We start from the raw sequence: 17,249 nt of genomic DNA, 5'->3' as shown, positions 1-17,249 counted from the left end.
CGGCGATGGAAAACCTATCGGTCATCATTCTGTTTCTCTTCGTCCTCTTCACCCTTCTGGGCACCGGCGTCTGGGTCGGGCTGGCGCTGATGGGCGTGGCCTGGGTGGGGATGGAGCTGTTCACCACCCGCCCCGTGGGCGATGTCATGCTCACCACGATCTGGTCGGCCTCCTCCAGCTGGACCCTGACGGCGCTGCCGATGTTCATCTGGATGGGAGAGATCCTGTATCGAACGCGCTTGTCCGAGGACATGTTCAAGGGGCTATCGCCCTGGATGGCACCGCTGCCCGGTGGGCTGGTGCATACCAATATCGTCGGCTGTACCGTCTTTGCCGCCGTGTCGGGCTCGTCCGCGGCCACGCTGACCACAGTGGGCAAGATGTCGATCCCCGAATTGCGCAAGCGCAAATACCCCGAACGGATGATCATCGGCACGCTGGCCGGGGCGGCGACGCTGGGCCTGATGATCCCGCCCTCGCTGACGCTGATCGTCTATGGCGTCACCATCAACGAGTCGATTACCAAGCTGTTCTTTGCCGGTATCCTGCCGGGGCTGGTGCTGGCGGCGATGTTCATGGGCTATGTCGCGATCTATTCCCGCATTGGCAAGGATTGGAGCCCCAATCCCGAACCCAAGCTGAGCTTTGCCGAGAAAATCCGCAACTCGCGATTCCTCGCGCCGGTGATCACGCTGATCGTGGTGGTGATCGGGTCGATGTATCTGGGCTATGCCACCGCGACCGAGGCCGCCGCATTTGGTGTCATCGGCTCGCTGCTCCTGGCGCTGGGACAGGGATCGCTGAGCTGGAAGACCTTTGCAGAAAGCCTGATGGGCGCCACCCGCACCAGCGCGATGATTGCGCTGATCCTTGCCGGCGCGGCCTTTCTGTCGCTGTCGATGGGCTTTACCGGCCTGCCGCGCGGGCTGGCCAACCTGATCGCCGCCTGGGACCTGTCGCGGTTCGAGTTGCTGATGGTGCTTCTGGTCTTTTACGTCATCCTTGGCTGTTTCCTAGACGGCATCTCCTCCGTGGTGCTGACCATGGCGGTGGTCGAGCCGATGATCCGCGATGCGGGCATCGACCTGATCTGGTTCGGCATCTTCATCGTGGTGGTGGTCGAGATGGCGCAGATCACGCCGCCGATCGGCTTCAACCTCTTCGTTTTGCAGGGGATGACCAATCACGAGATGAGTTACATCGCCCGCGCCGCCATTCCGATGTTCCTGATCATGGTGCTGATGGTGTTCGTACTGATCCTGTTCCCCGATCTGGCCACCTGGTTGCCGGACAATCTGAGGGCGGGTCCGGGGCAGTAGCGCCCGGCCGGCAAGGGAGCAGGGACGATGCAACAGGCGCTGGCCTTTGTTGCCCGGCATGGCAGGCTGGGCCTGATGTTGGGGTTGGCCGCTGGCCTGGCCCTGCCGGGGCTGGCGGCGGTAATGCGGCCCTGGATCCCGCAACTGGTGGCGCTGTTGCTGTTCCTGACCGCCTTTCGCATCGGCCCGGTCGATGCGGCAGGCTCGCTGGCGGACCTGACCCGAACCGCCCGCCGGGTTCTGGTGCTGCAACTGGCGCTGCCGATCCTGTTCCTGTTGGGCCTGCACCTGCTGGGCTTGCCGGTAACGCCATTGGCGCTGGTGGCGGCGCTGGTTCTGGCTGCGCCCTCGGTCACCGGCTCGGCCAATTTCACCATCCTGCTGGGGCAGGACCCGGCGCCGGCGCTGCGGCTCTTGATCCTGGGCACGGCGCTGTTGCCGCTGACCGCGATTCCGGTGTTCTGGCTGTTGCCCGCCTTTGGCGACCCGGCCGAGGTGTTTGGCGCCGCCCTGCGCCTGCTAACGGTCATCCTTGCGGCGGCGGGCTGCGGTTTTGCCCTGCGCCATTGGGGTGCGCGGCACCTGAGTGATCTGAACCGCCGCGCGATGGACGGGCTGACGGTGATCGCGCTGGCGGTGATCGTGATCGCGCTGATGTCGGCGGTGCGCCCGGCCATGACCGAACGCCCGGGCGAGCTGGCCTTTTGGCTGCTGGCGGCTTTTGCCATCAATCTGGGCGGGCAGGCACTGTGCTTTCTGACCCTGCGCGCCACGGGCGGCGCCGATCCGGTACCCACTTCGATCGTTGCGGGCAACCGCAACTTTGCTCTGTTCTTTGTCGCTCTGCCCAGCGAAGTGACCGAGCCGCTGTTGATCTTTCTGGGATGCTACCAGTTTCCCATGTACCTGACCCCGACCCTGATGCGGAGGCTCTATGACCCGCGCTGACCCCTTTCCCCTGATACGGACCGTCGGTCTGGATGGTGCACTCGTCACCTTTGCCGACACCATGACCGAACCGTCGAACCGGGCCGCGCTGGCCTTTCGCGGCGCGCTGCACGAGGCCGGGTGGGAGGGCGTAGTGGAAAGCTCGACCTCGCTCGCCTCGGCCTATCTGCGCTTTGACCCGCTGCGGCTGAGCCATGCCGAGGTGCAGGCCCGGCTGGCCGCCCTGCTGGCCGAACGCGACTGGTATGCCGCGCCACTGCCCTCGGGCCGCAAACTGTGGCGGGTGCCCACGGTCTATGGCACCGATCTGGCGCCGCAGCTCGAGGACGCCGCCGCCGCCGCGGGTCTGGACGTGGACGAGGCGGTCCGCCGTCTGGGAAAATCGCGCGTGCGGGTGCTGACCATCGGCTTTGCCCCCGGCCAGCCCTATCTTGGCCCGCTGGCGCCCGAGTTCGACATTCCGCGCCTGCAACAGCTGACCCCGATGGTGCCAGAGGGCGCATTGGTCTGCGCCATTCGCCAGCTCATTGTCTTTGCCGGGCCCACACCCACCGGCTGGCGTCATATCGGACAGACCGCGTTCCGCTGTTTCCGTCCGGGGATGGAGCCGACATTTGCTCTCAACCCCGGCGACGAAATGGTGTTCGAACCTATCGAGCGGGCGGAACTGGAGCATATCCGCGCCCATAACGAGGACGGCACCGGCGGCGCCACGGTCGAGGAGATCGCGGCATGAGCCTGATCGTCCGCCGCATCGGTCCCGCCTGCACCATCCAGGACCAGGGTCGCGAAGGCTACCTGGACCAGGGCCTGTCCCGCTCGGGCGCCGCCGATCTGCGCGCGCTATACGAAGGGGCGGCGCTGCTCCGTCAGAAACCCGATCTGGCCGCGCTGGAAATGGCTGGCATGGGCGGCGAGTTCGAGGCCGTCTCGCCTGTGCGCATCGCACTCACCGGTGCACCGATGCAGGCCAGCATAGACGGCAGCCCGGTCGCCTGGAACGCCTCGCACGCGCTGGCCAAGGGCCAGAGGCTGAGCATCGGCGCGGTGCTGAAGGGCGGCTATGGATATCTGCATCTGGGTGGCGGCATTGCGAGCGAGCCTTTTCTCGGCTCACGCTCGGCGCATCTGGCGGCGCGGGTCGGCCGTGCGGTCGCCGTGGGCGATACGCTGGAAAACGGGCCGGACAAGGGCGAGGCGGGCATGAAGATCGCCGCCGAAGATCGGTTCTGTGGCGGCACCCTGCGGGTGGTGGCCAGTTTCCAGACCGCGCTGTTCGATGCCGAAACCTTGGCCCGGTTCGAGGCGACCGAGTTCCGCCGTGGCCCGCGCGCCAACCGGATGGGCATGCAGATGGACAGCGACGGTCCGGGTTTTGCCGCCAAGGGACAGCTCAACATCCTGTCCGAGGTGATCTCGCCCGGCGACATCCAGATGACCGGCACCGGCAACCCGTTCATCCTGTTGCCCGAATGCCAGACCACGGGTGGCTATCCCCGGATCGCGACCGTGCTGCCCTGCGACCTGCCGCGTGCGGCACAGACGCCGCCGGGGGGCGCAGTGCGCTTTCAGTTCGTGTCGCTGGACGAGGCGGTCACGCTGCACGCGGCCTGGCTCAAGGACCTTGCGCGGCTGTCAGCTCGGGTCGAACCGCTGGTGCGCGACCCGCATGACATTCCCGACCTTCTGTCCTACCAACTGATCAGCGGCGTCGTGTCCGCCAATGACTGAGGAGCATAGCATGACCCAAGTGGACCTGAACGCCGACATGGGCGAAAGCTTTGGCCCCTGGAAGATGGGCGACGATGACAGCCTGCTGAAGATCATCACCTCGGCCAATATCGCCTGCGGCTTTCATGCGGGCGACCCGGACGTGATGGCGAAGACCATGGCGCTTGCGGCGGAAAACGGCGTGGGGATCGGCGCGCATCCGGGCTTTCCCGACCTGCAAGGGTTCGGGCGCCGCAACATGAAGGTACCACATGACAGCCTGCGCAACATGGTGCGCTATCAACTGGGCGCGGCGCTGGGCATGGCGCGGGCGGTGGGCACGCAAGTGCGCCACCTGAAACTGCACGGGGCGTTGGCCAACATGTGCTCGGTCGATCAGGATATGGCGCGTGCCTGTTACCAGGGCGCGCTGGACGTCGACCCCGATATCATCATCATGGTGCTGGCGGTCACCAAACAGGAACAGGCGGTGCGCGAACTGGGCTGCAAATGGGTGGGCGAGATCTTTGCCGACCGCGCCTATAACGACGACGGCACGCTGGTCGACCGGTCGCTGCCCGGCGCGGTTATCCATGACCCGGAGGTGGCTGGGCCGCGCATGCTCGAAATGGTGCGCGCGGGCGCCATCATCACCGAAAGCGGCAAACATCTTGAGAGCTCGGTCGACACGATCTGCCTGCATGGCGATGGGCCGACCGCTGTCCAGATCGCCCGCTCGGTGCGGGCGTGCCTGGAAGAGGGCGGCGTCCGCGTCACCGCATTCGAACGCTGAGCGAGCGGGCAAAGAAAAGGCCGCAGCTTGGGACTGCGGCCAATACTCACGAGGTCGTCGTGCGCCGGGCCTTATGACGGCCCGATCATGAAACAGGTGACGTTGCGGGCCTGAAGTCGGCGGCAGGCGCGGTCGGCCTGATCGCGGGTCATGCCCTGAAACGTGGCTTCGAACCCTTTCGAGGACTGGTGCACCTTGCGCAACGAACCGTCCAGTGTCGACACTTCGGCCAGCGCGGTGCGCAGTAACACCTTTTCCGCGTCATAGCGGTTGGGATAGCGCCCGATATTGATGCCCCAAAGATGCCCGCCCGAGGTCGACAGCCGGGTGACCACCTCGCGTTCGGGTTCCGGTTCGGCATCGGGTTCAACCGCTGCAAGGATCAGGTTTTCAGGCCGCATGCTGGGACGGACGCCCACATTGGGAGCGTCGGTTTTCTGCGTGACGACATCGGCCTGGGCCATGGCGGCATTGATGCCGGCCTGAATGCGGTCTTCGTCTTGACGGGCGGTTTCGGCAACCGCCTGTGCAACAACGGTGGCGATAGCGCCGCCCGGGCGCTGATTGGGTCGCAGGCTGCTGCTGGGGGCGCCGGCGACGCGCACGGTTTTCGAGCTTTCCCCGACCTCGCCTGCATAGAGCGGCATGTCGGGACGTCGGATCGGTGCACGCGACGGCGCCTTGCGGAAACCGAGATCCAGCAACTCGGCGACCTTGGCGTTGCGCGCGGTGCTCGATTTGCCGCCAAAAACGGTGGCGATCACCCGCTCGTCGCCGCGCTTGGCCGAGGCGACAAGGTTGAAGCCGGCCGCCTGAGTATAGCCTGTCTTGATCCCGTCGGCACCCTGATAGGCGTCCAGCAGGCGGCGGTTGGTATTGGCAACGGTCTTGATCCCGGCGCTGGTCTGGCGGCGCGAGAACAGGTTGTAGTACTGCGGGTAATCATACAGCAGATGCCGCCCCAGCGTGGTCATGTCACGCGCGGTGCTGAGATGGCCGGATTCGGTCAACCCATGGGCGTTCTTGAACGTGGTGCGCGTCATCCCCAGCGCCTTGGCAGTACGGTTCATGCGCCGGGCAAAGGCGGCCTCTGACCCGGAAATGGCAATGCCGATCGATGTGGCGGCATCATTGGCCGATTTCACTGCCGCGGCCCGCACCAGATAGCGAAAGGCGATCTTCTGTCCCGCGCGCAGGCCCAGTTTCGAGGGCGGTTCCTTGGCCGCGAACGGGTCGATCCGCACCTGGGTGTCCATGGTCAACTCGCCATTCCGGACCGCCTCGAAGGCGATATAGAGCGTCATCATCTTGGTAAGAGAGGCAGGGTGCAGACGGGTATCGGCATTGGTGGAATGCAACACCTCACCGGTCCGCGCGTCGATCACCATCGCCGCATAGGGAGCTGCCCTGACAACGCCAGCGAGAACCGCGATCATCCAGAACGCGAAGAATAGCATTAGGCCCAAACGGGCCGGCATTGTTTGCCGAACCTGCACGATCATTGCCTCTGTCTGCCTCACGCCGCCGGTTTCCGGCTGGCTAGTTTGTTTTGCTTGCTACAAGGCTAACACAGCGGATTCCCGAAATAAACCCGCCCGCTGCATGCTTCGGCGGATTTTCCTTCGCTCAAGTGAACCATATGTAGGGGCTGGTTCAAAGCCTGACCCAACACCGGCGATCATGGCAATTTTGTGGCGCGAGACCACGTGATTCGAATGTGTACGCTTCGTAACACAGGTCACAAGACATGTTGGTTCTGCGTCAGTCGAGCCGCGCGACAAGACTGGCCAAGGCACCTAGGTCGGGCAGGCTGTGAAACCGGGACCGGTCCTCGGGCGGGTCGGCCCTTTCGATCTCCCATTCCAGGCCGTGAGGCACATGAACGCCCCAGGCCCCCGCCTGGATCGGCGCCAGCACATCCGAGCGCATGGAGTTGCCGACCATCATCGCCCGACCGGCCCCCTCGCCATGACGTTCGAAGACCCTCTCATAGGTTTTGGCCGTCTTTTCCGAGACGATTTCGACCCCGTGAAACAGGTCACCCAGCCCTGATTGCGCCAGCTTGCGTTCCTGGTCTATCAGGTCGCCCTTGGTGATCAGCAGCACACGATGGGTCTGCGCCAACGCCTCGACCGTGGCGCGGGCATGCGGCAACAGCTCGATCGGGTGCGCCAGCATCTCTTGCCCGGCCTCGATCAACTGCCGGATCACGGCCGCGGGTACCCGATCCTCGGTCACCTCAATCGCGGTTTCGATCATCGACAGGGTGAACCCTTTGACCCCGTAGCCATAGTGGCGGATGTTGCGCCGTTCGGCGGCCAACAGCCGCTCCATCAGGTGATCGGCTTCGGCGAAATCGGCCAGCAGCCCTGCGAAATGGTCCTGCGTCATTTGAAAGAACCGCTCGTTATGCCAGAGCGTATCATCGGCATCAAGGCCGACAGTGGTCAGATTTTGCGCCATCTGTCGCGTTTGCTTTCTCTTTTCCATTTCTGCGCTAAGGTTATATAAGCTTGCGACCAAACCGAACCCGGAATCGGAAACGCGCACCCCATGACCGCACAACAGCACATGATGTCGGACAAGCATGACCAGGACAACGATGCCTCGGTCCTGTTGCAGACGCGCCCCAGAACCAAGCGACCGCCGCTGTACAAGGTGCTGCTGCTGAACGACGATTACACCCCGATGGAATTCGTCGTGCATGTGCTGGAACGCTTCTTTGGCATGAACCATGCGCAGGCGTTCGAGATCATGCTGACCGTGCACAAGAAGGGGCTCGCGGTGGTTGGTGTGTTCAGCCACGAGATCGCCGAGACCAAGGTCAGCCTGGTGATGGATTTCGCCCGCCGCCATCAGCACCCGCTGCAATGCACCATGGAAAAAGAGGACTGATGCCGCGCCATTTGCGCCGCAAGGTCCCGGAACGGATATCCGAACATGTCTTCGCGTCTTGAGCTTGCGCTGGCCTCGGGGCTGGACCTGACCGCGCCTGTTTCGGTGCTGGGTCCGACGCCCGATCACGACCTGTCGGCGCTGCCGCCCGATACCGAGGTGGTGCAACCTTATCGCCCCTGGCACGACCATTTCGCCGCGCGCGGCTTTCATACCGTGGCGCAGTCGGATGCGCCCTGTTCTGATGCGGTGGTATTCCTGCCGCGCGCCAAGGCGCTGGCGCGCGCGATGGTGGCCGAGGCCTGCCGCCGTGCCTCCGGTCAGGTGGTGGTGGACGGGGCCAAGACCGACGGGATCGACAGCCTGCTGAAAGACATTCGCAAGCGGGTCGTGGTCGAGGGGCCGCTGTCCAAGGCGCATGGCAAGATTTTCTGGTTCCGCGCCGATGCGGTGGATTTTTCCGACTGGACCCCACCCGGCGATCAGCGGGTCGCAGGGTTCCGCACCGCGCCCGGCGTGTTTTCCGCCGATGGGGTCGATCCGGCCTCTGCCCTGCTGTTGGCCGCGCTGCCGAAGAAGCCCGGAAAGGTGATCGCCGATCTGGGCGCGGGCTGGGGGTATCTGTCTGCGGGGGTCCTGGCGCGCGAGGGGGTGCGAGCGCTGCATCTGGTCGAGGCCGACCATGTCGCGCTGGACTGTGCACGCACCAATATCGACGATCCGCGCGCCAGCTTTCATTGGGCAGACGTGCTGAGCTGGCAAGCACCCGAGCGGCTGGATTGCGTTGTGATGAACCCGCCGTTTCACACCGGGCGTGCTGCCGAACCGTCGCTTGGCCAGGGCTTCATCGCGGCGGCCGCGCGCAATCTGACCGGGTCGGGGCAGCTCTGGATGGTGGCCAACCGGCACCTGCCCTACGAGGCGGCGCTGAACGAACGGTTCCAGCAGGTGGACGAGGTCGCGGGCGACAACCGGTTCAAGGTTTTCCACGCCTCTCGCCCCCGGCGCTGAACCCGGCTAAGTTGCGCCCAAAGTCAGGAGAAAGCTCATGTCCTTTTCCATCGCAGGCAAGACCGCCATCGTCACCGGCGCGGCCAACGGTATCGGCCTTGCCATCGCGCGCCAGTTCGCTTCGGCCGGGGCCAATGTCATGTTCGCGGACATGGACGAAAAGGGGCTGGAGGAGCAGCTGGGCGATTTTGCCGAAGATGGCAACATCCGCTATTTCGCCGGCGACCTGCGCGAGCGGCTGACAGTCGCCAACCTGCTATCCGCCACGATAGACGCTTTCGACCAGATCGACATTCTGGTCAACGGTGCGCGGCAGGTGATTCCCACCGATCCCTTGGATTCCGAGGACGACTCGGTGCGCGTGGCCCTGAACCAGAACCTGTTCCCGGCCTATCGCCTTAGCCAGGCGGTGGCCAAGCGGATGATCAGGCAGGCCGGAGAAAACGGCGAAGGGCAGGCGGGTGCGATCATCAATCTCAGCTCGGTCGCCGCCCGGCGGACTCACCCCGACCTCTTGGCTTACTCGGTCTCGACCGCCGCGCTGGACCAGATGACCCGCGCCCTGGCGGTGGCACTGGCGCCGCAGCGGATCCGGGTCAATGCCATTGCCATCGGCTCGGTGATGAGTGCCTCGCTGCAAGTGGCGCTGAAGGACAACCGCGACTTTCGCAAGGATATCGAGCGGCACACACCGCTGGGCCGGGTCGCCGCCGCAAACGAATTGGTGCTGACCGCGCAATATCTGGCCTCGGATGCGTCGAGCTTCATGACCGGACAGATCCTGACGGTCGATGGCGGTCGCACCCTGCTGGACCCGGTGGCCGCCCCCGCGCATTGAAGGAAGACCAGATGTTCGAGACCGAGAAATCCACCGCCTGCGCCTGGTTCCGCGATCTGCGTGACCAGATCGTTGCCGCATTCGAGGGGCTGGAAGACAGCCATTCCGAGGGGCCGTTCAGTGACATGGCGCCGGGCCGGTTCGAGGTGACCGAGACCACGCGGCAATCCGACGATGGGTCGGACGCGGGCGGCGGGCTGATGAGCGTGATGCGCGGCGGCCGGGTGTTCGAGAAGGTCGGCGTCAATATCTCGACCGTCTACGGCACGCTGGGTGAGCGGGCGCAGGCGGCGATGGCCGCGCGCAAGGGCATTCCCGGCATGGCGGACGATCCGCGTTTCTGGGCCTCGGGCATCAGCCTGGTGGCGCATATGCAGAACCCGCATGTGCCGGCGGTGCATATGAACACGCGCATGTTCTGGACCCCGCATGCCTGGTGGTTCGGGGGCGGCTCGGACCTGAACCCCTGTATCGAATACGCCGAGGACACGGCGCATTTTCACGCCACGCAGAAGGCGCATCTGGACCCGCATGGGAGCGAGCATTATCCCCGACTCAAGGCCTGGGCGGACGAGTATTTCTATATCCCGCACCGCAAGCGGGCGCGCGGCGTCGGCGGTATCTTCATGGATGATCTTTGTACCGGTGACTGGCAGGCGGATTTCGCGCTGACGCAGGATATCGGTCGCGCCTTCCTGCCCGCCTATCTGCCGCTGGTCGAACGCCGCCGGGTGCAGCCGTTCGATGAGGCCGAGAAGGAGGCGCAACTGGTGCATCGCGGGCTCTATGCCGAATACAACCTGGTCTATGACCGGGGCACCAAGTTCGGGCTGGAGACCGGGCATGACGCCAACGCGGTGCTGATGAGCCTGCCGCCGATGGCGAAATGGATCTGACCGGGTTCAGGGGGCGCTGCCCCCGTCACCTGCGGTGACTCCCCCGGAGTATTTTCGGCAAAGTGAAGGGGCGGGCCGGTTTACCCATTGTCAGGGACGGAGCCAGAAATCGTCGGTCAGCCGGTCGTAGCAATAGTTCTGTGCCATCGACGCTGTCATGTTGTCGCCGACCTTTTTGACGCTGATCGAATAGCCCGGGTTGGTATCGGCGCCTTGGGGTGGTTGCAGGGAGAACTGCACGCCCTTGCGGCCCTTGACCGTAACCGCCGGTCCCACCGCCTGCCACAGGTAGATGCGCTGGGTCGCGCTGGTACGCAGCACGCGGATAGCGTAATCACCCGCGCCGCACCAGAAATCCTTGGGCGCGGAACCATGCCGGTTGACCACTTCGAACACCCCCTTGCTGACGGGATAGACTTCGAACCGGTTGAAGGCCTGAAACCCCATCGCCATACCGGGCAGCAGCAACGCCGCGGTGACGAGGGTCCAGCCTGTCCTGCGCCATGTCATGGTATTACTCCTGCTCTTCAATGAGTTGGTCGGGACAGGATAACGGGATTCGCCGCTAGCGCCAATGATGGCGGCGCGGGTCAGGCACTGCGCCAGCCGGCCTCGCGCAGGGCGGCGCCATAGCTGGGGGCGGTTTTCATCCGGCCACCCAGCCCCTTTTCCAGCAAGAGCGCGTGCATCCGGGGCAGGTTGTAGCAGGGCACATGCATGATCATGTGATGCTCCAGATGGTAGTTCACCCAATAGGGCGCCACCAGCAGGCGGGCGATGGGCCCGGCAAGGGTGGTTCGGACGTTCCGGAACGGGTCCTCGGATTGTTCGGTGGCGCCATGTTCGGCGATATTGCGGATACGCAGGACGAACTGGAACCAGGTGAGATAGGGCAGGATCCAGAAGGCCAACCCCCACCACCAGTCACCGGCAAAGCTGATCAACAGGGCCACGCCGAGGAAGACCGGCAGCGATTTCCACAGTTGCGGCGCCTTGAAGCTTTGCGCGAAATCGGACGCGGCGGCCTTGATCGCCTCGTCATCGCCCGCAAGGCGGAAGGACATCAGGATCTGGCCGGTGAGCTGCTTGATCCCGGTGCGCCCGGTCAGGTCGCGCGCGAATTTCCGTTTCATCGAGGCATGCGAGGTGGGGAATTTCGACGACAGCACAAGGTCGGGGTCCTTGTCGGTCTGGGTAAAGCGGTGGTGGGTTAGGTGATAGTGGCGATAGGCCGCCAGTTCCGCCAGGATCGGTCGTCCGCAGAGCCATTCGCCCACCAGATCGTTGAACCGCCGGTTGCGGAAGAGCGCGTTATGTGCCGCCTCGTGCATCAGGATGGCAAGGCCCAGCTGGCGCGAGCCGATGACGATCACCGCCAGCACAAAGGTCAGCGGGTTGGGCCAGAGCCCGAAGAGCGCCACCGCCAGCGCGATGGTGCCCCAGCAATGTGTGACCAGCCAGAGGCCCATGGCGTCTGAGCGTTCGGCCAGCGGACGGATTTCCTCGGTGCTGAGATAGGCCTTGCCCGGTGTCATGTTGCGTCCTCCCTGATGGTCAGGGTCTCAGGTCGGGGGTGGGCCTGTCAAACAGAGCGCCACGTCATTGCGCGGGCAGGCCGAGATCGATCAGGATCTGGAGATTGGCCTCGTCGGCGGCAACCCAGCGCGGCCAGACCGGGAAGCGGAAGGCGCGCCGCCAGAATTCAGCCGTCAGGGCCGGGTATCTTTCGCGTGCTTGAGCAAGGTAGTGGGCGGCCTTGTCCCGGTTGCCAAGCTTGGCGTGTTTCAGCGCAGTGGCCATGAAGACGAAGTAGTCCGCATTGGGAAACCGGCAGGCAGTTTCATAGGCGGCCAGCGCCTCGGGATCGGCGGCGTCGGTGTTGCGAAAGGTGAAGGCGTTGCCAAGCTGGAACCAGAAGCCCCAGGCCATCGGGTCCTTGGGGTTCAGGCGCAGTGCGGTGCGGGCGGCCCGTTCCAGCCGGTCGCAATCTGGTTCTTGCATGAACAGGCAGGCATGGCAGCGACCGAAATGCAGCACCGCGTTGTTGGGATTGAGCGCCTCGGCCTTGTCCAGCGCGTCGGCGGCATCCTGTTCCCGCCCCGTCATGGCCAGCAGGACGCCCAGCGCGACATAGCTGAGTTCCAGCCGGTCGTCGCGTTCGACGGCTTGCGCAGCATGGTCTAACCCGGTGGAGATTTCGGCAGCCGGGTCGCGCGACCGGCCGGTGATGACCTGCACCCAGCTCAGCCGCGCCAGCAGCGCATGCGGCAGGGCGAAACTCGGATCAGCGGCAAGGGCGCGGGTGTAGAAGGCATGTGCCTGCGAATAACCCTCGTCGGTGTAGCGGGTGAATTCGGAATAACCCTTTTGGCACATCTCCCAGGCGGTCAGGCTGTCGGTGGGCTTGCGGCGGGCCAGATTACGTTCGTGCGCGCCCAATTCCGGCTCCACCCCGGACACGATGGCGGCGGTCAGCTCGTCTTGCAGATCGAACAGATCGGCCATGGTCCGGTCCTAGCGTTCGGCCCAGACATGGGCGCCGGTCCGGGCATCGATCAGCTGCGCGGTGGCGCGCAGCCGGTCGCCTGCGCGGCGGACGGAACCCTCGACCACATAACGCACGCCCAGTTCCTCGGCGATCTGGCGCACGTCCTTGTGGCTGCCCTTGTAGGCAAAGGCCGAGTTGCGGGCGATCACGGTCAGGGTGCGGAAGCGGCTGAGTTCGGTGGTTACGTCCTCGACAATGCCGTCGGCCAGGAAATCCTGTTCCGGGTCGGCCGACATGTTGTCAAAGGGCAGGATGACAACGGCGGGCAGTTCGGTGCGCACCAGGGGTTTGTCCGCGGCGCAGGCGATGCCCTCTGCGCCCACCCGCCAGACCTCGACCGGGTCGGGGAGGTTCTTGACCGGCTGCGGGCCCAGTTCGATCAGTTCGGCAGCGACCTTGCCGCGCACCTGGTCATGGACACTGCGGGAGATGCAGATGCCGCCGGGGGTGGCCAGGCTTTCCAGCCGGGCGGCGATATTGACCGCGTCGCCCAGGATATCGTCGCCATCGCTGATCACGTCGCCTAGATGGATACCGACCCGGAACAACATCCGGGTGTCGGGGGCGGTTTCGGCCTGGTCGCGCGCCACCTGTTGCAGGATGGCGACGGCCGACCGCAGGGCGGCGACGGGCGAGGCGAACTCGACCAGCATGCCGTCGCCCATGGTCTTGATCAGCCGCCCGCCTTCGCGGGACAGGCCCGGGCGGATGATGTGATCAAAGAGGTGGCGCAGGCGGGTGACCGTGCCTTCCTCGTCCGCAGCCATCAGGCGCGAGTAGCCCGACAGGTCGGCAGCAAGGATGGTGGTCAAGCGTCGGTCCATGCAAGGTCTCCGGACGGGCGCAGGAATGCGCCCCGCCTACTATGCCCGGGGAACCGGCGATGGCAAAGCGGCAAAGGCCGCGCGGATGGTCATCCGCGCCAGTCGAAGAAGCCCGGCCCCGCCTGTGCCAGCAGGTCACGCGCCATCTGGGTACCCAGTGCCGGGCCATCGGCCACGTCGCCGCTGCGGTCGAGCGCGATCGCCTCGGACCCGTCGGGGCGCAGCACCTCGCCGCGCAGACGCAGGGTGGTGCCGTCCAGCTCGGCCAGACCGGCGATGGGGGTTTCGCAGGACCCGTCGAGTGCGGCGAGCAGCGCCCGTTCGGCGGCCAGCCGCTGATCGGTCTCGGCATGGTGGATGCCGGCCAGCATGTCGGCGGCGCGGGTATCATCGACGCGTCGCTCGATCCCGATGGCGCCCTGCGCGATGGCGGGCAGCATGTCGTCAGGCGAGATCGCGGTGGCGGGCACGTCGGCCATGTTCAGCCGCCGGATACCAGCCATGGCGAGGAAGGTGCATTCGGCGACACCTTCGGAGAGCTTGCGCAGGCGGGTCTGCACGTTGCCCCGGAACTCGACAACCTTGAGGTCGGGCCGGCGATTGAGCAATTGCGCCTTGCGGCGCAGCGAAGAGGTGCCGACCACGGCGCCCTGCGGCAGGTCGCGGATCGCCGAATGGTTGGGCGAGATGAAGGCATCACGCACATCCTCGCGCGGCAGGAAGGTGTCGAGCACCAGGCCCGCGGGCTGTTCCACCGGCATGTCCTTGGTCGAATGCACGGCGATGTCGATATCGCCGCGCAGCATCGCCTCTTCGATCTCCTTGGTGAAGAGGCCCTTGTTGCCGATCTCTTTCAGCGGGCGGTCCGCCTCGATCATCGCGCGGTTGTCGCCGGTGGTGGTGATCACCACGATCTCGAATGCGTCCTCGGGCAGGTCGAATGCGGCGCCGAGGCGGCGGCGGGTCTCATACGCCTGCGCCAGCGCCAAAGGCGAGCCACGGGTGCCGATCTTCAGCGGCGATGCGGGAGAGGGAAGTGCGATTTTCATGGACGTCAGCTTTAGTCGCGTCACATTGCCCTGACAATGGGGGCTGCGCTTGACAAATTGCCGCCGAACGCAGACCCGTGGCGCAAAGTGAAGGATGGGGGCGGATATGGCCGAGACAAAGAAACTGCTGCGGGTGCTGGCGGGCGAGGTGCTGGACACCCCGCCGATCTGGATGATGCGGCAGGCCGGACGGTACCTGCACGAGTATCGCGCCACCCGCGCGCAGGCGGGCGATTTCCTGTCGCTGTGCTATAACCCCGAGCTGGCTGCCGAGGTCACGCTGCAACCGATCCGCCGCTATGGGTTCGACGCGGCGATCCTGTTTGCCGATATCCTGTTGGTGCCGCAGGCGCTGGGCGCCGACCTGTGGTTCGAGACCGGCGAGGGGCCGCGCCTGTCGACCATCGGGGCGCAGGCGGATTTCGACCGGCTGAAGCCGGTCGAGGCGATCCACGAGACGCTGGCGCCGATCTATGAGACGGTTCGTATCCTGACCCGCGAACTGCCGTCAGAGACAGCGCTGATCGGCTTTGCCGGGGCGCCCTGGACGGTCGCCACCTATATGATCGCAGGGCGCGGCACACCGGATCAGGGCCCGGCGCATGCGCTGCGCGAGGGCAATCCGGCGCTGTTCGATGCGCTGATCGAACGGCTGACAGCGGCCACCATCGAATACCTGAGCGCCCAGATCGAAGCGGGCGCCGAGGTGGTCAAGATATTCGACAGCTGGGCCGGGTCGCTGAAGGGCGAGGCCTTCACCAAGTATGCGCTGGAGCCCTGCCGCGAGATCACAAAGGCGCTGAAAGAGCGCCATCCCGGTATCCCGGTGATCGGATTTCCGCGCGAGGCCGGCGAGGGCTATGTCGGCTTTGCCAAGGCCACCGGCGTCGATTGCGTGGCGCTCGACAATTCGGTGACGCCCGACTGGGCGGCGGCGCATGTACAGGTGGATGGCTGCGTGCAGGGCAACCTGGCCTCGTCGCATATGGTGACCGGCGGTCAGGCGCTGGTGGACGAGACGCGGCGCATTGTCGAGGCGTTTTCCAAGGGGCCGCATATCTTCAACCTGGGCCATGGCATCACGCCGGATGCCGATCCTGCAAACGTGCAGCTGATGATCGACACGGTGCGCGAAGGTTGAGTGCGGAGCGAGGGGCGCTGCCCCTCGCGCTCCCCGGAGTATTTTCAGCGAAATGAAGGGGCGGGTCAGGGAGTCCCTGGCTGGGCCAGTTCTGCAAGGATTTCCGCCGTGTGTTCGCCACGCGCGGGACTGGGTTTCGGCTGCCAGTCGCGGTCTTTGAAACGGGGAGCGGGGGCGGCCTGAAGCGTGCCGTCGATCTCGGCCCAGGTGCGGCGGGCGGCGTTCATCGGGTGGTGCTGCGCCTCGTGCGGGCTGAGGACGGGCGCGACGCAGGCATCGGTGCCGAGGAAGAGATCGGCCCAGTGCTCGCGCGGCTGTGTGGCGAAGAGCGCGGCGAGGCGGGTGGTGAGCGCGGGCCAGAGCTTCGGATTGAACTGCTGCGAGAACTCGGGGTCGTCCAACAGGCCGAGCCGCTCCAGGAAGAGCGCATAGAACTTGGGCTCGAGGCATTGCACGGTGATGTGGCCGCCATCGGCGCAGGTATAGGTCCGGCTCCAATGCGGGCCGTCAAGCAGGCTGCGGCCGCGCGTCTCTGACAGGCTGCCGGTCTGGCCGAGGCTCATCAGCAGGTTCATCATATGGGCCGAGCCGTCATAGATCGCGGCATCGACCACCGTGCCCTGCCCGGTGGCGCGGGCATTCAGCAGGCCCGCGAGCAGGCCGGTCACCAGATACATAGCGCCGCCGCCGATATCGCCCACCAGTGTCGCGGGCGTCTGCGGCGCGTCGCCGGGGGCCGAGCCGTACCAGAGCGCGCCCGAGAGCGAGATATAGTTGAGGTCATGCCCGGCGGCATGGGACAGTGGCCCGTCCTGGCCCCAGCCGGTCATCCGGCCAAAAACCAGCGCCGGGTTCAGCGCATGGCACTCCTCAGGACCAAGGCCAAGCTTCTCCATCACGCCGGGGCGGAAGCCCTCGATCAGGGCATCGGCACTCGCGATCAGGGTGCGGGCGGTGGCGATATCGGCGGCATCCTTGAGGTCGAGCGCGATGGAGCGTTTGCCGCGGTCCAGAAGCGAACGCTCCGGCATGCCGGGTGTCACCGCGCCGCCCTTGCGATGCACGGTGATCACGTCGGCGCCCAGATCCGCCAGCAGCATGGCGGCAAAGGGCCCGGGGCCCAGCCCCTCGATCTCGACGATGCGGATGCCGTTCAGCATGATGCTCTCCTTCTCTTTGCGGCAGGTTCCCGGCCCCGCTTGCCGAAATCAAGCGCGGCGGTGACGCATGACGTGGCGTTGCGTTTTGTGCGCGCCGTTTCGCATGCTCTGCTAGGG

Annotated in this window: 18 protein-coding genes; 10 read left to right on the top strand and 8 right to left on the bottom strand. The window is 65.4% G+C overall.

All coding sequences use genetic code 11. The features are described from left to right. Nucleotides 1–5 precede the first annotated feature (5 nt). The 5 genes from AC2FNY_RS06450 to AC2FNY_RS06430 are packed head-to-tail and all read left to right on the top strand — an operon-like array spanning nucleotide 6 to nucleotide 4,770. Nucleotides 6–1,319 carry a TRAP transporter large permease gene (locus AC2FNY_RS06450; RefSeq protein WP_234137141.1) on the top strand — a complete coding sequence of 438 codons (1,314 nt, stop codon included), beginning with the start codon at nucleotides 6–8 and terminating at the stop codon, nucleotides 1,317–1,319. 27 nt (nucleotides 1,320–1,346) lie between these two features. Beyond that, nucleotides 1,347–2,267, top strand: a complete 921-nt coding sequence (locus AC2FNY_RS06445; protein WP_496801965.1) for a hypothetical protein — start codon at nucleotides 1,347–1,349, stop codon at nucleotides 2,265–2,267. Next, nucleotides 2,254–3,003, top strand: coding sequence for a 5-oxoprolinase subunit B family protein (locus tag AC2FNY_RS06440; RefSeq protein WP_234137143.1), 750 nt, complete (start codon nucleotides 2,254–2,256; stop codon nucleotides 3,001–3,003). The genes AC2FNY_RS06445 and AC2FNY_RS06440 overlap by 14 nt, the downstream gene beginning before the upstream one ends. Continuing rightward, on the top strand, nucleotides 3,000–3,998 hold the full coding sequence (locus AC2FNY_RS06435) for a 5-oxoprolinase subunit C family protein (protein ID WP_234137144.1): 999 nt from the start codon (nucleotides 3,000–3,002) through the stop codon (nucleotides 3,996–3,998). Before AC2FNY_RS06440 ends, AC2FNY_RS06435 begins: the two co-directional genes overlap by 4 nt. Nucleotides 3,999–4,008: 10 nt before the next feature. Next, entirely contained in the window at nucleotides 4,009–4,770 is a 762-nt protein-coding gene (locus AC2FNY_RS06430) for a 5-oxoprolinase subunit PxpA (protein ID WP_234137145.1), read from the top strand. 71 nt (nucleotides 4,771–4,841) lie between these two features. Here AC2FNY_RS06430 and AC2FNY_RS06425 read toward each other — a convergent pair whose 3' ends face one another. After that, nucleotides 4,842–6,248, bottom strand: coding sequence for a D-alanyl-D-alanine carboxypeptidase family protein (locus AC2FNY_RS06425; protein WP_496801964.1), 1,407 nt, complete (start codon nucleotides 6,246–6,248; stop codon nucleotides 4,842–4,844). A gap of 283 nt (nucleotides 6,249–6,531) precedes the next feature. Further along, nucleotides 6,532–7,233, bottom strand: a complete 702-nt coding sequence (locus AC2FNY_RS06420; RefSeq protein WP_496801963.1) for an HAD family hydrolase — start codon at nucleotides 7,231–7,233, stop codon at nucleotides 6,532–6,534. Between the two features lie 90 nt (nucleotides 7,234–7,323). Between AC2FNY_RS06420 and clpS the strand changes: the two genes are divergently transcribed. Genes clpS through hemF form a run of 4 tightly spaced genes read left to right on the top strand, consistent with a single transcriptional unit; the run spans nucleotide 7,324 to nucleotide 10,410 of the window. After that, nucleotides 7,324–7,665: an ATP-dependent Clp protease adapter ClpS gene (clpS, locus tag AC2FNY_RS06415; protein ID WP_496801962.1), complete on the top strand. Its 342-nt coding sequence runs from the start codon at nucleotides 7,324–7,326 to the stop codon at nucleotides 7,663–7,665. Between the two features lie 45 nt (nucleotides 7,666–7,710). Next, entirely contained in the window at nucleotides 7,711–8,676 is a 966-nt protein-coding gene (locus tag AC2FNY_RS06410) for a class I SAM-dependent methyltransferase (protein WP_496801961.1), read from the top strand. Between the two features lie 37 nt (nucleotides 8,677–8,713). Continuing rightward, nucleotides 8,714–9,514, top strand: coding sequence for an SDR family NAD(P)-dependent oxidoreductase (locus AC2FNY_RS06405; protein WP_496801960.1), 801 nt, complete (start codon nucleotides 8,714–8,716; stop codon nucleotides 9,512–9,514). Between the two features lie 11 nt (nucleotides 9,515–9,525). Further along, nucleotides 9,526–10,410 carry an oxygen-dependent coproporphyrinogen oxidase gene (hemF, locus tag AC2FNY_RS06400; RefSeq protein WP_496801959.1) on the top strand — a complete coding sequence of 295 codons (885 nt, stop codon included), beginning with the start codon at nucleotides 9,526–9,528 and terminating at the stop codon, nucleotides 10,408–10,410. A gap of 90 nt (nucleotides 10,411–10,500) precedes the next feature. Here the strand turns inward: hemF and AC2FNY_RS06395 are convergent, their stop codons facing one another. The 5 genes from AC2FNY_RS06395 to hemC form a co-directional block, all read right to left on the bottom strand. Continuing rightward, nucleotides 10,501–10,920: a hypothetical protein gene (locus AC2FNY_RS06395; RefSeq protein WP_234142445.1), complete on the bottom strand. Its 420-nt coding sequence runs from the start codon at nucleotides 10,918–10,920 to the stop codon at nucleotides 10,501–10,503. A gap of 80 nt (nucleotides 10,921–11,000) precedes the next feature. Continuing rightward, nucleotides 11,001–11,945 carry a fatty acid desaturase family protein gene (locus AC2FNY_RS06390; protein WP_496801958.1) on the bottom strand — a complete coding sequence of 315 codons (945 nt, stop codon included), beginning with the start codon at nucleotides 11,943–11,945 and terminating at the stop codon, nucleotides 11,001–11,003. Nucleotides 11,946–12,009: 64 nt separating this feature from the next. Continuing rightward, nucleotides 12,010–12,915, bottom strand: coding sequence for a hypothetical protein (locus tag AC2FNY_RS06385; protein WP_496801957.1), 906 nt, complete (start codon nucleotides 12,913–12,915; stop codon nucleotides 12,010–12,012). Nucleotides 12,916–12,924: 9 nt separating this feature from the next. Continuing rightward, on the bottom strand, nucleotides 12,925–13,782 hold the full coding sequence (locus AC2FNY_RS06380; RefSeq protein WP_496801956.1) for an adenylate/guanylate cyclase domain-containing protein: 858 nt from the start codon (nucleotides 13,780–13,782) through the stop codon (nucleotides 12,925–12,927). A gap of 89 nt (nucleotides 13,783–13,871) precedes the next feature. Beyond that, complete coding sequence (gene hemC / locus AC2FNY_RS06375; protein WP_496801955.1) at nucleotides 13,872–14,831, bottom strand: hydroxymethylbilane synthase; 960 nt, start codon at nucleotides 14,829–14,831, stop codon at nucleotides 13,872–13,874. A gap of 106 nt (nucleotides 14,832–14,937) precedes the next feature. Here hemC and hemE point away from each other — a divergent pair, with 106 nt between their 5' ends. Beyond that, nucleotides 14,938–15,972: a uroporphyrinogen decarboxylase gene (hemE, locus tag AC2FNY_RS06370; RefSeq protein WP_496801954.1), complete on the top strand. Its 1,035-nt coding sequence runs from the start codon at nucleotides 14,938–14,940 to the stop codon at nucleotides 15,970–15,972. Nucleotides 15,973–16,037: 65 nt separating this feature from the next. Here hemE and AC2FNY_RS06365 read toward each other — a convergent pair whose 3' ends face one another. Next, nucleotides 16,038–17,132 carry a CaiB/BaiF CoA transferase family protein gene (locus AC2FNY_RS06365; protein WP_496801953.1) on the bottom strand — a complete coding sequence of 365 codons (1,095 nt, stop codon included), beginning with the start codon at nucleotides 17,130–17,132 and terminating at the stop codon, nucleotides 16,038–16,040. Nucleotides 17,133–17,249 lie beyond the last annotated feature (117 nt).

The sequence above is a fragment of the Ruegeria sp. BHSC223 genome (assembly GCF_059613025.1).
The sequence above is the reverse complement of the archived record's forward strand: the minus strand, read 5'-3'. Positions and strand labels throughout refer to the sequence as shown.

Coding starts and splice junctions, on each gene's coding strand:
- AC2FNY_RS06450 (WP_234137141.1), top strand. CDS start 6: ATGGAAAACCTATCGGTCATCATTCTGTTTCTCTTCGTCCTCTTCACC.
- AC2FNY_RS06445 (WP_496801965.1), top strand. CDS start 1,347: ATGCAACAGGCGCTGGCCTTTGTTGCCCGGCATGGCAGGCTGGGCCTG.
- AC2FNY_RS06440 (WP_234137143.1), top strand. CDS start 2,254: ATGACCCGCGCTGACCCCTTTCCCCTGATACGGACCGTCGGTCTGGAT.
- AC2FNY_RS06435 (WP_234137144.1), top strand. CDS start 3,000: ATGAGCCTGATCGTCCGCCGCATCGGTCCCGCCTGCACCATCCAGGAC.
- AC2FNY_RS06430 (WP_234137145.1), top strand. CDS start 4,009: ATGACCCAAGTGGACCTGAACGCCGACATGGGCGAAAGCTTTGGCCCC.
- AC2FNY_RS06425 (WP_496801964.1), bottom strand. CDS start 6,248: ATGCCGGCCCGTTTGGGCCTAATGCTATTCTTCGCGTTCTGGATGATC.
- AC2FNY_RS06420 (WP_496801963.1), bottom strand. CDS start 7,233: ATGGCGCAAAATCTGACCACTGTCGGCCTTGATGCCGATGATACGCTC.
- clpS (WP_496801962.1), top strand. CDS start 7,324: ATGACCGCACAACAGCACATGATGTCGGACAAGCATGACCAGGACAAC.
- AC2FNY_RS06410 (WP_496801961.1), top strand. CDS start 7,711: ATGTCTTCGCGTCTTGAGCTTGCGCTGGCCTCGGGGCTGGACCTGACC.
- AC2FNY_RS06405 (WP_496801960.1), top strand. CDS start 8,714: ATGTCCTTTTCCATCGCAGGCAAGACCGCCATCGTCACCGGCGCGGCC.
- hemF (WP_496801959.1), top strand. CDS start 9,526: ATGTTCGAGACCGAGAAATCCACCGCCTGCGCCTGGTTCCGCGATCTG.
- AC2FNY_RS06395 (WP_234142445.1), bottom strand. CDS start 10,920: ATGACATGGCGCAGGACAGGCTGGACCCTCGTCACCGCGGCGTTGCTG.
- AC2FNY_RS06390 (WP_496801958.1), bottom strand. CDS start 11,945: ATGACACCGGGCAAGGCCTATCTCAGCACCGAGGAAATCCGTCCGCTG.
- AC2FNY_RS06385 (WP_496801957.1), bottom strand. CDS start 12,915: ATGGCCGATCTGTTCGATCTGCAAGACGAGCTGACCGCCGCCATCGTG.
- AC2FNY_RS06380 (WP_496801956.1), bottom strand. CDS start 13,782: ATGGACCGACGCTTGACCACCATCCTTGCTGCCGACCTGTCGGGCTAC.
- hemC (WP_496801955.1), bottom strand. CDS start 14,831: ATGAAAATCGCACTTCCCTCTCCCGCATCGCCGCTGAAGATCGGCACC.
- hemE (WP_496801954.1), top strand. CDS start 14,938: ATGGCCGAGACAAAGAAACTGCTGCGGGTGCTGGCGGGCGAGGTGCTG.
- AC2FNY_RS06365 (WP_496801953.1), bottom strand. CDS start 17,132: ATGCTGAACGGCATCCGCATCGTCGAGATCGAGGGGCTGGGCCCCGGG.